Source organism: Janthinobacterium sp. BHSEK (assembly GCF_056174685.1).
The window spans coordinates 1-15,057 of sequence record NZ_JBWBYV010000057.1; the positions used below are offsets into that span (position 1 = coordinate 1).

13 protein-coding genes are annotated in these 15,057 nt (G+C 62.9%); 5 read left to right on the forward strand and 8 right to left on the reverse strand.

Annotated features, from left to right (window positions below):
- Positions 1-101: 101 nt before the first annotated feature.
- The 7 genes from AC0V2Y_RS19170 to aptA all read right to left on the reverse strand — a co-directional run bounded on the left by AC0V2Y_RS19170 (position 102) and on the right by aptA (position 9,949).
- Positions 102-1,337: a Zn-dependent hydrolase gene (locus AC0V2Y_RS19170; RefSeq protein ID WP_475414067.1), complete on the reverse strand. Its 1,236-nt coding sequence runs from the start codon at positions 1,335-1,337 to the stop codon at positions 102-104.
- Positions 1,338-1,352: 15 nt separating this feature from the next.
- Positions 1,353-2,744 (reverse strand): dihydropyrimidinase, encoded by a 1,392-nt coding sequence (hydA, locus tag AC0V2Y_RS19175; RefSeq protein WP_475414068.1) that lies wholly within the window; start codon positions 2,742-2,744, stop codon positions 1,353-1,355.
- Positions 2,745-2,765: 21 nt separating this feature from the next.
- The gene (locus AC0V2Y_RS19180) at positions 2,766-4,250 is read right to left on the reverse strand and encodes an NCS1 family nucleobase:cation symporter-1 (RefSeq protein WP_475414069.1); all 1,485 of its coding nucleotides are present in this window, start codon (positions 4,248-4,250) and stop codon (positions 2,766-2,768) included.
- A gap of 109 nt (positions 4,251-4,359) precedes the next feature.
- A complete protein-coding gene (gene preA, locus AC0V2Y_RS19185; protein WP_475414070.1) occupies positions 4,360-5,640 on the reverse strand; it encodes an NAD-dependent dihydropyrimidine dehydrogenase subunit PreA in 1,281 nt (426 codons plus the stop codon).
- Complete coding sequence (locus tag AC0V2Y_RS19190; protein WP_475414071.1) at positions 5,640-7,007, reverse strand: NAD(P)-dependent oxidoreductase; 1,368 nt, start codon at positions 7,005-7,007, stop codon at positions 5,640-5,642. Before AC0V2Y_RS19190 ends, preA begins: the two co-directional genes overlap by 1 nt.
- A gap of 44 nt (positions 7,008-7,051) precedes the next feature.
- On the reverse strand, positions 7,052-8,557 hold the full coding sequence (locus AC0V2Y_RS19195; protein ID WP_475414097.1) for a CoA-acylating methylmalonate-semialdehyde dehydrogenase: 1,506 nt from the start codon (positions 8,555-8,557) through the stop codon (positions 7,052-7,054).
- A 75-nt stretch (positions 8,558-8,632) separates the two neighbouring features.
- Positions 8,633-9,949, reverse strand: coding sequence for an omega-aminotransferase AptA (gene aptA, locus AC0V2Y_RS19200; protein ID WP_475414072.1), 1,317 nt, complete (start codon positions 9,947-9,949; stop codon positions 8,633-8,635).
- 199 nt (positions 9,950-10,148) lie between these two features.
- On the opposite strand from aptA, the gene AC0V2Y_RS19205 reads away from it, so the two are divergent.
- The gene (locus tag AC0V2Y_RS19205; RefSeq protein ID WP_475414073.1) at positions 10,149-11,606 is read left to right on the forward strand and encodes an aminotransferase-like domain-containing protein; all 1,458 of its coding nucleotides are present in this window, start codon (positions 10,149-10,151) and stop codon (positions 11,604-11,606) included.
- 10 nt (positions 11,607-11,616) lie between these two features.
- Positions 11,617-12,315, forward strand: a complete 699-nt coding sequence (locus AC0V2Y_RS19210; RefSeq protein ID WP_475414074.1) for a TetR family transcriptional regulator C-terminal domain-containing protein — start codon at positions 11,617-11,619, stop codon at positions 12,313-12,315.
- 13 nt (positions 12,316-12,328) lie between these two features.
- Here the strand turns inward: AC0V2Y_RS19210 and AC0V2Y_RS19215 are convergent, their stop codons facing one another.
- On the reverse strand, positions 12,329-13,273 hold the full coding sequence (locus tag AC0V2Y_RS19215) for a choice-of-anchor A family protein (RefSeq protein ID WP_475414075.1): 945 nt from the start codon (positions 13,271-13,273) through the stop codon (positions 12,329-12,331).
- Positions 13,274-13,574: 301 nt separating this feature from the next.
- Here AC0V2Y_RS19215 and AC0V2Y_RS19220 point away from each other — a divergent pair, with 301 nt between their 5' ends.
- The 3 genes from AC0V2Y_RS19220 (at position 13,575) to AC0V2Y_RS19230 (ending at position 15,051) form a co-directional block, all read left to right on the forward strand.
- Entirely contained in the window at positions 13,575-14,057 is a 483-nt protein-coding gene (locus tag AC0V2Y_RS19220) for a hypothetical protein (protein ID WP_139090112.1), read from the forward strand.
- Positions 14,058-14,199: 142 nt separating this feature from the next.
- Positions 14,200-14,469 carry a hypothetical protein gene (locus AC0V2Y_RS19225; protein ID WP_475414076.1) on the forward strand — a complete coding sequence of 90 codons (270 nt, stop codon included), beginning with the start codon at positions 14,200-14,202 and terminating at the stop codon, positions 14,467-14,469.
- A gap of 159 nt (positions 14,470-14,628) precedes the next feature.
- A complete protein-coding gene (locus AC0V2Y_RS19230; protein WP_475414077.1) occupies positions 14,629-15,051 on the forward strand; it encodes a VOC family protein in 423 nt (140 codons plus the stop codon).
- Positions 15,052-15,057: the final 6 nt, after the last annotated feature.

Below are 15,057 nucleotides of genomic sequence, written 5' to 3' on the forward strand. Positions count from 1 at the left end.
GTCTCATCCTGGTCAACTACAACTGTTTTAACTGACTAGCTGAGTGCCGTAACGGCCCCCAATAGCCCTTACGGCACTATTTATTTCTTGGCATAGCCCTGTTACACGGCCACGGCCCGCTCCAGCATCGCATGCAGCAGCACGTTGCAGCCCGCTTCCAGGTGCTCGGGCTTGGCGTCTTCGATTTCATTGTGGCTGATGCCGTCCTTGCACGGCACGAAGATCATGCCGGCCGGCGCCAGCCGGGCCGCGTAGATGGCGTCGTGGCCGGCGCCGGACACCACGTCCATCACGGAGTAGCCGAGTTTGGCCGTGGCGTTGCGCACGGCGCCCACGCAGTCGGGGTGGAACGGACATGGCGGGTAGTAGGAGACTCTTTCCAGTGAAATGCCCAAGCCTGTTTTTTCGCGCGTGGCATCGATGAAAGCCGTGATCTCGCCGTGCATGGTGTTGAGCAGCTCGTCGTTCACGTTGCGCAGGTCGATGCTGAATTTGACTTCGCCGGGGATCACGTTGCGGCTGTTCGGGAAGACCTGCACCATGCCCACCGTGCCGCGCCCGTACGGCGGGTAACGGTTGGCAATCGCCACGACTTCCTGCATGATGGTGGTGGCTACCTGCAGCGCATCCTTGCGCAAGCCCATGGGCGTGGGGCCCGCATGCGCTTCCATGCCCGTCACCACGCAGTCATACCAGGAGAGCCCCATCACGGCCGGCACCACGCCGATAACCTTGTCCGCGTCTTCCAGCACGGGGCCCTGTTCGATATGCGTTTCAAAATAGGCGCCGATCGGATGGTCGCCCGGCACCTGCTCACCTTTGTATCCGATGCGCGCCAGCTCCTCGCCCACGGTCTTGCCTTCCGTGTCCTTGGCCGCATACGCTGTTTCGAGCGAAAAGGCGCCGCAAAACACGCCCGAGCCCATCATCACGGGCACGAAGCGCGAGCCTTCCTCGTTGGTCCAGAAGGCCACTTCGATCGGTGCCTGCGTCTTGATCTTCAGATCGTTCAGGGTGCGCACCACTTCCAGGCCCGCCAGCACGCCGTAATTGCCGTCGAACTTGCCGCCCGTGGGCTGCGTGTCGATATGGCTGCCCGTCATCACGGGCGGCAAGGTATTGTCGGTGCCGTCGCGGCGCATGAAGACATTGCCGATCTGGTCGATCGTGATGCTCATGCCCGCTTCGCGGCCCCAGCCCACCACCAGGTCGCGGCCTTCCTTGTCGAGGTCCGTCAGGGCCAGGCGCTTCACGCCACCCTTCGCTGTCGCGCCGATACGCGCCAGTTCCATCAGGGCTGCCCACAGCCGTTCGCCATTGATGCGTAGATCATCCATTATTGTCTCCTGACTTCATGCGGTCGTGGCGGCAAACGCGGGACGCTCGATATAGCGCCCTGCCCCTTCGAGGGCCGTCAGTTCACCCTGGTGGAACACCACCTTGCCGGCGGCAATCGTGGTGCGGGGAATGCCGCGCACGGTGCGCCCTTCGAAGACATTGAAGCCCCCTTTGGCGAACTGGGTGGCGGCGGAAATGGTGCGCGTGCCTTGCGGATCCCACAGCACGATGTCGGCGTCGCTGCCAACGGCGATGACGCCCTTGCGCGGATACATATTGAAGATCTGCGCCGCATTGGTGGACGACACCTTGACGAATTCGGAGGGCGTGAGCATGCCTGAATTGACGCCAGCATCCCACACGACGGCCATGCGTTCCTCGACGCCGCCGCAGCCGTTCGGGATGCGCGTAAAGTCGTTCTTGCCAGCCGCCTTCTGCTCGGCGCAAAAGGTGCAGTGGTCGGTGGCCGTCGTGTGCAGGTTGCCGCTTTGCAGGCCGTGCCACAGGGCCGATTGATGGTGCTTGCCGCGGAACGGCGGGCTCATGACGTGGCCCGCCACGTAGTCGAAATCGTCGCCATGGTAGACGCTGTCGTCGATCACCAGGTGGCCCGCCAGCGCTTCGCCATACACGCGCTGGCCGTTGGCGCGCGCCCGCGTGATGGCGTCAAGCGACTCGGCGCACGAGACGTGCACGATGTACACGGGGGTATTCAAGACATTGGCGATGGCGATGGCACGGTTGGCCGCCTCCGCTTCCACGGCCGGTGGGCGCGACAGCGGGTGCGCCTGCGGCCCGGTAATCCCCTTCTTCAGCAAGGCTTGCTGCAACTGGAAAACCAGCTCGCCATTCTCCGCGTGCACGGTGGGCAGCGCCCCCAGTTCCAAGGAGCGGGTAAAGCTTTTCACCAGCGTTTCATCGTCGGCCATGATGGCGTTTTTATAGGCCATGAAATGCTTGAAGCTGTTCACGCCATGCTCGCGCACGAGAGTGCCCATCTCTTCATGTACCTGCTCGCTCCACCAGGTGATCGCCACGTGGAAGGTGTAGTCGCCGGCCGCCTTGGCCGACCACTCGCGCCACTGGTGATAGGCCTCGATCAGCGACTGCTTCGGCGCGGGGATGACGAAGTCCATGATGGTGGTGGTGCCGCCCGCCAGGCCCGCCGCCGTGCCCGTGAAAAAATCGTCGGACGTCACCGTGCCCATGAAAGGCAAATTCATGTGCGTGTGGGTGTCTATCCCGCCCGGCATCACGTACAGGCCGCCCGCGTCGATCACGGTGGCACCGGCCGGCAGCGCCAGGTTCTCGCCGACGGCGGCAATCGTGTCGCCCTCGATCAGCACATCGGCGCGAAACGCGCGGTCGGCGTTGACGACGGTACCGCCACGTATCAGTGTAGTCATCTTGTCTCCCTCTCGAAAAGATCAGGACTGCGGCGCCTGCTGTACGCGCGCAGCTACCTTGCCCTTCATCATGACGCCGTAGACGACGGCGGCGATGGCCACGCCCACGAACCAGGCGTAGGTATAGATCGTCTTGAAGCCTTCGCCCACGCCGGGAAACGCCATGGGAAAGGCCGCGTTCAAAAAGCCCGGGATATTCGGCAGCACGGCGATGACAAAGGCGATCAGCGCCGCCATGTTCCAGCCATTGCCATACGAGTAGACGCCGTCGTCGCGGTACAACTGCCTGACGTCGAGCTGCGTCTTGCGCACAAAATAATAGTCGACGATGAGGATGCCGGCGATGGGACCCAGCAAGGCCGAATAGCCGATCAGCCAAGTGAAGATATAGCCCTGTGTCGATTCGAGCACCTTCCACGGCATCATGACGATGGCGATGAAGGCGGTGATGTAGCCGCCCATCTTGTACGAAATCTGCTTCGGCGCCAGCGAGGAAAAGTCATACGCCGGCCCGACCAGGTTGGCCGCCAGGTTGACGCTGACCGTGTCGATCAGGAGGATGATCAGGGCGATCAGCACGGCGGCGCCCGTCATGCGGCTGGCCAGATCGACGGGGTCCCAGATGGCCTTGCCGTACATGACGACCGAACCGGCAGTGACGATCACGGCCAGCATGGCGAGCAAACCCATGGGCACGGGCAAGCCGACCGACTGGCCCACGATCTGGTCGCGCTGCGTCTTGGCGAAGCGCGTGAAGTCGGGGATGTTCAAGGCCAGGGTGGCCCAAAAACCCACCATGGCCGTCAACGATGGCCAGAAGACGCTCCAGAACTGGCCAGCCTTTTTACCGCCGGGGATGAATTGCGATGGCTGGTCCAGCAGGCTGGCCACGCCGCCGGCCTTGCTGTGCACCCAGTACAGCAGCACGAAGCAGATCAGGATTTTCAGGGGCGCCGTATAGGTTTCCAGTTTGCGGATCGATTCCATGCCGTGCAGGATGTAATAGAACTGGATGGCCCAGAAGGCCAGGAAGCACAGCAGCTGGCTGCCGTTGATGCCCAGGCCCGCGATCTTCTCGCCGCCCAGTTCATGCCCCACCAGCACGCCCATCAGCGTGTAGATCATCTGTCCGCCGAACCAGGTCTGGATGCCGTACCAGCCGCAGGCGACGATGGCGCGCATCAGGGCCGGCAGGCGCGCGCCCATGGTGCCGAACGAGGCGCGCGCCAGCACGGCATACGGGATGCCGTACTTGGTGCCCGCATGGCCGATCAGCAGCATCGGCAGGAGCACGATGGCATTGGCGAGAAATACCGTGAGCACGGCCTGGTAGCCGGACATGCCGCTGTCGATCAGGCTGGCCGACAGGGTGTAGGCGGGAATGCACATCACCATGCCCACCCACAGCGCGGCGAAGTGATACCAGCGCCAGGTGCGCTGCGCCGCCGTGGTGGGCGCCAGGTCTTCATTCCAGAGTTGCGTGTTGCCTGAATAGTCGTGGTTCACAGGGTTGCTCCGTCGGTTGGGAGGTTGGGCGTTTTAAAAACGGCGGCGGCCTAGCTTACTGCAAAGTTGGGCAACTGTTTATAAAATATACGTACGCAAAAAACGTGCCCTATACCGACTCCGCCAATGCCCGGGGGTTGCGCGGATCCTGCGTCCAGTTCATGTACGGCTTGCCCGTGGCTTGCGGCACCATCGTGATGCAGCCCTGCACCGGACAGGTGATTTCGCACAGGTTGCAGCCCACGCATTCCTCCTTGATCACCTCATACGTGCGCGTGCCGGCGGCGTCGATCAGCTGCGCAATCGACTGGTGCGACGTATCCTCGCAAGCCACGTAGCACTTGCCGCATTTGATGCAGTCATCCTGGTTGATCTGCGCGATCACCTGGTAATTCATGTCCAGGTATTTCCAGTCCGTCGTGTTGGCCACGGCCTTGCCGGAAAAATCGCTGATGCGTGCATAGCCCTTCTCATCCATCCAGCGCGACAGGCCATCCTTCATCTCGTCGACGATGCGAAAACCATGCAGCATGGCGGCCGTGCACACCTGCACGCAGCCGGCGCCGAGGGCGAGGAATTCGGCCGCGTCGCGCCAGTTGCCGATGCCGCCGATGCCGGAAATGGGCAAGCCGCGCGTCTGCGGATCGCGCGCGATTTCCGCCACCATGTTCAGGGCGATCGGTTTCACGGCCGCACCGCAATAGCCGCCGTGCGTGCTGGCGCCACCGACAATCGGCAAGGCCACCATGCGGTCCAGGTCCAGCGAGGTGATGGAATTGATGGTGTTGATCAGCGAGACGGCGTCCGCGCCGCCCGCCTTGGCCGCGCGCGCCGGCATGCGCACGTCCGTGATGTTGGGCGTGAGCTTGACGATGACGGGTAACTTGCTGTGCTTCTTGCACCAGGCGGTGACCATCTGCACGTACTCGGGCACCTGGCCCACGGCGGCGCCCATGCCGCGCTCCGGCATGCCGTGCGGGCAGCCGAAATTGAGTTCGATGCCGTCCGCCCCCGTCGCCTCGACCTTGGGCAGGATGTCGGCCCAGTAGTGCTCTTCGCAGGGCAGCATCAGGGAGACGATCATGGCGCGGTCGGGCCAGTCCTTTTTCACCTGCGTGATTTCGCGCAAGTTGATCTCCAGCGAGCGGTCGGTGATCAGTTCGATGTTATTGAAGCCGACCACTTCGCGGTTCTTGCCGTACAGGGCGGAATAGCGCGACGAGACGTTGACGGCGGCAGGGTCTTCGCCCAGCGTCTTCCATACGACGCCGCCCCACCCCGCCTCGAAGGCGCGCACCACGTTGTAGGCCTTGTCGGTCGGCGGTGCGGACGCCAGCCAGAAGGGATTCGGTGCCTTGATGCCGCAAAATTCGATGCTGAGATCAGCCATTATGCAGCCTCCACTTTATTCAACAAATCGGAATGGATGGCCAGTGCGGCCAGCTTGCCATGCTGGACGGCCTGCACCGTCAAGTCCTGCCCCGGCGCCACGCAGTCGCCGCCCGCATAGATCCCCGGCAGCACCGTACGAAAACCCGCATCGACGGCGATCTTGTCGCCTTCGCGCTGCAACAGGGATGCCATCGGGTCATGCAGCACCTGCGTATCGAGGCTCTGGCCGATGGCCTTGAAGATGGCGTCGGCCGCCACGTCGAAGGTTTCGCCCGTGCCCGCCAGGCGCGTGCCCCGCATGGCGGTTTTTTCGAAGCGCATGCCGGCCACCTTGCCCCCGCTATCGAGCAGCACCTGCTGCGGCTGGGCCCACGTCAGCATGCGCACCTGGTTTGCCTTGGCAATCTCCTGTTCGTGGTGCGTGGCCGTCATGGCGTCGAAACCGCGCCGGTAGACGAGCGTGACTTCCTCGGCGCCCAGGCGCTGGATTTGCACGGCCATGTCGATGGCCGTATTGCCGGCGCCAATCACGATCGCCCGTTTCGGCACGGGCAGCGCGGCCAGGTCGTCCGCCTGGCGCAGCGCGCTGATATAGTCGACGGCGGCCAGCAAGCCCGGTGCCTCCTCGCCCGTCAAGTCCAGCTTGCGGCTGGCGCCCAGACCCAGGCCGAGGAAGACGGCGTCGTACTGCGCATGCAAGTCGCGCAGCTGCACGTTTTCGCCCAGCGCCTGGCGACATCGGATGGTGATGCCGCCTATGCCCAGCAGGAAGTCGATTTCCTTTTGCGCGAAATCGTCCGTCAGCTTGTACTTGGCGATGCCGTATTCATTCAGGCCGCCCGCCTTACCCTCTTTTTCAAAGATCACCACATCGTGGCCCAGCATGGCCAGGCGGTGTGCGCACGACAGGCCGGCTGGTCCCGCGCCGACGATGGCGACGGTCTTGCCCGTGGCGGCCGCGCGCCGGAACGGGTGGCTGGTGAAGTGCATGTGGTCGACCGCGTAACGCTGCAAGAGGCCGATCTTGACGGGCTGGCCTTCGGCGTCGTGATTGCGCACGCAGACGTCTTCGCATAGGATTTCCGTGGGACAGACGCGGGCGCAGCTGCCGCCCAGGATGTTCTGTTTCAGGATGCCGGCGGCGGCGCCGTTGATGTTCTTGTCGTGGATATTGCGGATGAAGCTGGCCACGTCGATTTCCGACGGACAGATACGGCTGCACGGCGCGTCGTAGCAGTACAGGCAGCGGGCGCTTTCGATGGCGGCCTGGCGCGCCGTCAGGGGCGGCGCCAGGTCCGTGAAATGGCCCGCCAATTCCTCGTTGGGCAAGGCGGGATGCGGTAAATAGTTCAAGGACTCGATCATCGCGGTTTCCTTTTTTTGTGCGGCCGATGTTTGACTTAAAACCCTTACTTCATCTGGGGAAAAGCAAATTCCACACCAGCGCTTGCCGTGTTCGGCCAGCGCTGCATCACGGCCTTGTGGCGCGTGTAGAAGCGCACGCCTTCGGGGCCATACGCGTGGTGGTCGCCGAACATGCTGCGCTTCCAGCCGCCGAAACTGTTGAAGGCCATCGGCACGGGCAAGGGGATGTTGACGCCCACCATGCCGACCTGGATCTGGCGCACGAATTCGCGCGCCACGCCGCCGTCGCGCGTGTAGATGGCCACGCCGTTGCCAAACTCGTTGGCGTTGATCAGCTCCACCGCCTGCACCACGTCAGGACACCGCAGCACGCACAGCACGGGGCCGAAAATCTCTTCCTTGTAGATGCTCATGTCGCGCGTCACATGGTCGAACAAGGTGCCGCCGACAAAGAAACCGTTCTCGCGGCCAGGCACCACATGGTTGCGTCCATCGACGACAAGAGTCGCGCCCTGCTCCACGCCCGAGGCGATGAGTTTTTCGATGCGCTGCTTGGCTGCCAGCGATACGACCGGTCCCATTTCCGCACCATCTTCCATGCCGTCGCGCACTTTCAGTGCGGCCGTGCGCGTTGCCAGTGCATCGATCAATTTGTCGCCCGCGTCGCCCACGGCCACGACGACGGAGATGGCCATGCAGCGCTCGCCCGCCGAACCGTAGGCCGCGCCGATCAGCGCATCGACCGTCATGTCCATGTCCGCGTCGGGCATCACCACCATGTGGTTCTTCGCGCCGCCCAAAGCCTGCACGCGCTTGCCGCTGGCGCTGCCGCGCGCATAGATGTATTCCGCGATCGGCGTCGAGCCGACAAAGCTGATCGCCTGCACGACGGGGTGGTCGAGCAAGGCGTCGACCGTCACCTTGTCGCCCTGCACCACGTTGAAGACGCCGTCGGGCAAGCCGGCTTCTTTCAACAGTTTCGCGTGCAGCAGCGAGGCCGACGGATCGCGCTCGGATGGTTTCAAGACGAAGGTATTGCCGCAGGCAATCGCCACCGGGAACATCCACATCGGCACCATCACGGGAAAATTGAATGGCGTGATGCCGGCCACCACGCCGAGCGCCTGGCGCATGGACCAGGCGTCGATGCCGCGCGAAATCTGGTCCGTGAATTCGCCCTTCAACAGTTGCGGTATGCCGACGGCAAATTCCACCATCTCGATACCGCGCGCCACTTCGCCCTGGGCATCGGCAAAGGTCTTGCCATGCTCGCGCGTGAGCATGGCGGCAAATTCATCCGTGTGCTGCTGGCACAGCTGCAGGTAGCGGAACAGGACCCTGGCGCGCGTCAGCGGCGGCGTAGCCGACCACGAGGGAAAGGCGGCGGCGGCCGCCTGCACGGCCGCGTCCACGTCTTCCACGGTGCCCAGCGCCACGCGCGCCACAGGCTCGCCCAGGGCCGGGTTGTAGACGTCGCCGTAGCGGCCGCTTTGGGTGTCGACCTTGGCGCCGTTGATGTAGTGGGTGATGGTGTCGAGCTGTGTGTTAATTTGGTTCACGTTATTTCCTCTCTTTACCCCAAGGGCAAATTCTGGGGTCAGACCCGGCGGGTCTGACCCCGGGGCTTAATCAAGGTTCTTCAGCACCGTGGCCAGCTTGCCGAACAGCTCGTCGACATGCTGTTTCTCCAGCACCAGCGGCGGCGACAGCGCGATGATGTCGCCCGTCGTGCGTATCAGCACGCCGTCGGCGAAGGCCTGCTTGAAGGCGTTGAAGGCGCGCGTACCCGGCTTGCCGGCGATGGGATCGAGCTCGATGCCGGCGATCAGGCCGATGCTGCGCAGGTCGATCACGTGCGGCAAGCCTTTCAAGGAATGCACGGCGTCGCTCCAGTACGCCTGCATCGCTTTCGCGTGGCCCAGGATGTCCTGTTCCTCGAACACCTGCAAGGTGGCCAGCGAGGCGGCGCAAGCGAGCGGGTGGCCGGAATACGTATAGCCGTGGAACAGTTCGATGCCCGGTGGCGCATCCATGAAGGCGTCGTGGATATACTTTTTGCTGAACACGGCGCCCATCGGCACCATGCCGTTGGTCAGGCCCTTGGCCGTCGTCATCAGGTCCGGTTCGACGTCGAAATAGTCGGCGGCGAACGGCGTCGTCATGCGGCCGAAACCCGTGATCACCTCGTCGAAGATGAGCAGGATGCCGTGTTTGGTGCACAGCTCGCGCAAGCGCTTCAGATAGCCTTTCGGCGGAATCAATACGCCCGTGGAGCCGGCCACCGGTTCGACGATGACGGCGGCGATCGTCGAAGCGTCGTGCAGGGCGACGATGCGCTCGAGCTCGTCGGCCAGGTGGGTGCCGTATTCGGGCTCGCCCACCGTGTAGGCGTTCTGGTTCAGGTTATGCGTATGCGGCAGGTGGTCGACGCCGGGCAGCAAGGGCCCGAAGGTCTTGCGGTTGCCGCCGATGCCGCCCACGGAAATGCCGCCGAAGCCCACGCCGTGGTAACCGCGTTCGCGGCCGATCAGGCGGGTGCGTGCGCCCTCGCCGCGCGCCCGGTGGTAGGCCAGCGCGATCTTCAACGCCGTGTCCACGGCCTCGGAGCCGGAGTTCGTATAGAACACGTGGCCAAATTTATGCCCCGTGTAATCCATCAGTTTTTCCGCCAGATCGAAGGCGGCCGGATGGCCCATCTGGAAGGTGGGGGCGAAGTCGAGCTGGCCCACCATCTCGCGGATGGCGCCGACGATTTTCGGCTGCGCATGGCCGCACGGCACGCACCACAGGCCCGCCGTGCCATCGAGGATGGCGTTGCCATCGACGTCCTTGTAGTACATGCCTTCGGCCGACACCAGCAAGCGCGGATGGGCCTTGAAATCGCGGTTGTTCGTAAAGGGCATCCAGAATGCCGACATCGATTCCGGCCTTGTTTCGTTCATGACCTTCTCCTTGGGATGGGCTGGCGCGGGGCCAGGATCGTTTTTGACGAAGCGTAAAATAATTTACCAGTTGGCAAAAAGCTGATGTAATAATAGACAGGCCATCCCCAATGGCACAGATACACAAACGGCAAAGTATCCCAACCGTACAGGTCGAAAAACCACTACAGTTTTGTGCAAGGCAGCAAAGGAGCCACCGGTGACACACAACGTGAAGCAGGACGAGGGCGAAGGTCACGCCAGCGGCTGGCCCGTGCTGGACATCGACCGCCAGAAGAAGGGCGGCCTCGTCGAGCAGATCGTCATCGCCATCAGCGTCATGGTGGGCAGCCGCGCCCTGCGTATCGGCACGCGCATGCCGTCCGTGCGCCAGTTCGCCCGCTGCAATGGCGTATCGACCTTTACCGTCGTCGAATCGTACGACCGCCTGGTCAATCTGGGCTTGCTGTCGTCGCGGCGCGGTTCCGGCTATTTCGTCGCGCGCCACGATATCGCCGCCTCGCCGCAACTGGCCGTGCATGCGAGCCCCACGGCCATCGACGCCCTCACGCCGGACCTGTATTCGGGCGTGTCCGACGCCCTGCCCGTGGGGGCGGGCTGGCTGCCGCCCGAGATGTATGGCGAAGCGACGGTGCTCGACGCCGTGCGCCAGGCCATGCGCATTCCCGCCAGCCGCCTGCGCGGCTATGGCCACCCTCTCGGCTTTCCCTCACTGCGCCAGCACCTGGCAACCAGCCTGTCGGAAGAGCTGTTCCAGGTGGAGCCGGACCAGGTCCTGCTGACGCACGGCGCCACGCATGCCTTCGACCTGATCCTGCGCAGTCTGACCAAGCCGGGCGACACGGTGCTGGTGGAAGACCCCGGCTACAGCAACCTGCAGTCGCTGATACGCCACCACGGCTGCATCCCCGTGGGCGTCCAGCGCGGCGAAGCGGGCCTCGATCTCGATGCGCTGGCCGTTGAAGCCGCGCGCACCCAGCCGAAACTCATGTTCGTCAACACGGTGCTGCAAAATCCGCTCGGTACTTCCTTGAGCCAGGCGCAGGCGCACCGCCTGCTGGCGCTGGCCGAGCAATTCGATTTCTGGCTGGTGGAAGACGATATCTACCGCGAACTGGCGGCGCGCGGCGAAGCGTCGCTGGCGGCGATGGACGGCTTGCGCCGCGTGATCCGCGTGGGCAGTTTTTCCAAGACCCTGTCGCCCGTGCTGCGCGTGGGATCGATTTGCGCCTCGCCGCCGCTGGTGGCGGAACTGGTGCGCGTCAAAATGCTGGCAGGGTTGACGACGTCGGAAATCAACGAGCGCGCCGTCTACCACGCCATCTCTGCGCGGCCCTACAAGCGCATGGTCGAACGGCTGGTGGCGCAGCTCGATGCGGCCCGCGAGCGCAGCATCGACTGCCTGGCGCAGGCGGGCATGGCGCCCGTGGCGCGTCCGCGCGGCGGCATGTTCGTCAGCGCCGGCTGGCCCGACGTGCAAACGCCGGAATGGAATGGCAAGGTCATCGCCGACATGGCCTTGAAGGCGGGCATCCTGCTGTCGCCGAACGAGTTTTTCATGCTGCGCGCGCCCGAGACGGTATGGTTCCGCTTCAACGTGGCCTACACCGATACCCCCGTGCTGCAGGCCTTCCTGCAATCGATACGCCCACGCTAAAGAATCCGCCATGGCCAGCGACAAATCCCCTGCCCTTCCCGTGAAAAATGCCGGCGGACGGCGTTTGCAAAACCGCGACCGCCTGGAAGCGGACATCCTCGAACAAGCCGTGCGCGCGTTCGCGGAATGCGGCTATGAGGGCGCGTCGATCGCCACCATCGCCGAGCGGGCCGGCCTGTCGAAGCAAAACCTGATGTATTACTTCCCGTCCAAGCAGCTGCTGTACCAGCGCGTGCTCGACGACGTGCTCGACGACTGGCTGGCGCGCATGGAATCGCTGGCCAATGAACACGACGAGCCGCGCGACGTACTGCGCGCGTATATCGGCGCCAAGCTGCGTTTTTCGCGCGAACAGCCGTGGGCCTCGCGCGTGTATGCGCTCGAAGTGATCAATGGCGCGCCCCTGTACGGCGCGCAGATACGCGACAGGGTCGTGCCGCTGCTGCGCAAGGATATCGCCGTCTTCGAAGCGTGGATCGCGGCCGGCAAGATCGCGCCCGTCAACGCCACGCACCTGATGTTCGCCATCTGGGCCATGACGCAATCGTATGCGGATTTTTCGGCGCAGATGGCCCTGGTGCTGGAGCGCAAGCAGCTCACGCGCAAGGATTACGAGAATGCGGAAGCCCTGATCGCGCACATGGTGCTGGCGGCGGTGGCCATGCCGCCAGCGGGCGAAAAAAAACCGCCTCGACAGGCGGTTTCCTGAACGGCGCGAACGCTTACGCTGCCGTCCTGCTCTTGCGGCGGCGCGCCATGAAGCCGACCAGGCCCAGGCCTGCCAGCAGCATCGCATAGGTTTCCGGTTCCGGCACGGCCGACACATAACCGGCTACATTGGTGGCGTTGAAATAATGGTTCGCATTGACCTGGATGTTCGAGGCCCAGTTCCCCACCACCACGCTGCCGTTGATCTGGCCATTGCCGCCGGCCAAGGTCGCCAGCGGCGCCAGGACGCTGCCGTACAGGCCCACGCCGTTCAAGGTGATGGTTTTCGCTTCATAGAAGTTGTACAGCACATTGTATTTGCTGAAATCGCCGTAGCCGCCGGACAGATTCACATTCGTGCCGCTGATATTGAGGATCAGGGTGTCGTTCGCGTGCAGGTTGCTGAACTTGAAGTTGTTCACCGAGCCCAGCGCCGCGGAAGTCAGGTCGAACACTTGCACATTGCCCGTGCCGCCCTTCAGGGTCATGCCGCCATAGGCCACCGAGCTGCTGCCCGTCGATGCCACGTTGGCCAGCGAGGTCGAAGTGTTTTTCAGCTGGGCCGACGTCGCGGCGAACGATACGGGCGAGGCCGTGGTCTTGCTTGCCGTGTTCAGGCCCACGCTGCTCGTCGTCGTGCTGCCGCCCACATAGTAATTGCCGTTCTTGATCGAGCCGGAGCTATAGTTCAGGTTGCCGCCAACGACCAGCGCATAACCGGTGTTGCCATGCGTGACGTAGGCATCCTTGTTCTTGTCATTGACCGAATAGTTCGATGCCGTCAAGTTACCGGCAACCAATACGCCGCCTTCGACATCGCTGCCGGACGCGCTGAAGTTACTGAGGGAATACAAATTGGCGCCACCGATGCCCAAATCGACAACACCGGCTTGCGCGGCGCCGGCGGCAAACGCGGTCGACAGAACGAGAACGAATGATGATTTGAGCATGATTGACATTTTATTTCCAAAAAGAAAATTAACTTGACGCCAGAATATCATATCCATCGTGTTTGACATGTCGCAAATCAACAACTTTTGTAACAATAATGAAAACATAGTTGCACAATGAGAATCATTCTCCTCGCGCTGCCCGGAGAACGCCCCAGCCATCCGGCTGACGCTGAAAACAGACGGGCAAACAGCCGTCTGTTCTGCACTTTCAATATTGCTTAGAAGCGCAGCCAACTTGGTGATACGATCGCGGCAGCGCCAGACCAGGCCAGCCCACAGAGTACGAAATCATAAGGATGAAGCACGCATGAAACGATTGTCCCTAGGCGCACTGATGCTGGCATATGCCTGCGGCGCGCACGCCGATGTGTTTAACATGATCGACAACCAGCCGCTCAGCGAAACCTGGCTCAACGCGGGCTTTTATTCGTATCACTTTCAGCGCGACAAGAATCTGAACGACAGCAATCCGGGCCTGGGCGCCGAATACCGCTTTTCCACGGTCGCGTCGGTCACGGCCGGCCGCTTCTACAATAGCGACCGTGCCTACTCGAACTACCTGGGCGTGTACTACCAGCCGATCAAGGTGGGCCCGCTGCGCATCGGCGCCGTCGTTGGCGGCTTCAGCGGCTATCCGAAGATGCGCGACGGCGGCTGGTTCCCGGCCCTGGTCCCCACCATCAGCTATGAATACCAGCGCGTGGGCGTGAATATCGCCATCGTGCCGTCCTACAAGGACCGCCTGTATGGCGCCCTCAGTTTCCAGCTGAAACTGAAGGTATTCGACTAACCGTTTGTCCCGGCCTGTCGCCGTTCGGTCCGCCATTCCTGCGATTCGTCGCATACGCAATGCCCGGCAGCAAGGATTTGCCTATAGTGGATTCATCGCCAGCATGCATACGGCAGCGGCACCCACACGACAGGAGAACGGCATGAAAGACATCAATCCGGCACCGGGCAGCACTTCCTTCAGCGCTTTCTGGAACGAGCTGTGCGCCTATGCGCGCCAGGGCATGGCCGCCATGCGCGCCATGTCCTGGCCCATGTTGCTGGCGTGCTGCCTGGGTCTGGCGTTCCTGATCACCATCTTGCCGCTGGCCATCATGCTGTTTGCCCTCGTCATGCTGCTCAGATGGGCGAGCAACAGCGACGATACGGGCGCGGACACGAAGGCGGCGGGCGCTCAGCAGCCACCGCAGTAAAATTTGCGTTGTGGCAGGAGTGTCATGATTGTTTTATGGCACTATGGATGCGCGCAGCATTGACAGGCGTCAATACCATCCCGATGGATGGTGCGAACGCGGAACGCCGCGCATCCTGGACGATCGAAGCTACTCCCCACCTGCCATAGGAGTTTTCAGATGACCAATACAGCAAAAGCGACAACCGCAACCACCATCCCCTGCCTGCGCTACCGCGACGCGCCCGCCGCCATCGAATGGCTGTGCAAGGCGCTCGGTTTTGAAAAGCAATTGATCGTGCCCGATGGCGAAGGCGGTGTCGCGCACGCCCAGCTCAGCTTTGGCAACGGCATGGTCATGGTGGCGCCCGCCCTCGACAGCGACTACGGCCGCCTGATGAAACTGCCAAGCGACGTCGGCGGCGCCAACACGCAAAACTGCTACCTGGTCGTCAGCGACGCCGATGCCGTCTACCGCAGCGCGCGCGAAGCCGGCGCCGAGATCGTGCTCGACATCAAGGATGAAGATTACGGCGGACGGGGCTTTACCTGCCGCGACCCGGAAGGCCACATCTGGAGCCTGGGCACCTACGATCCATGGTAAAACGGA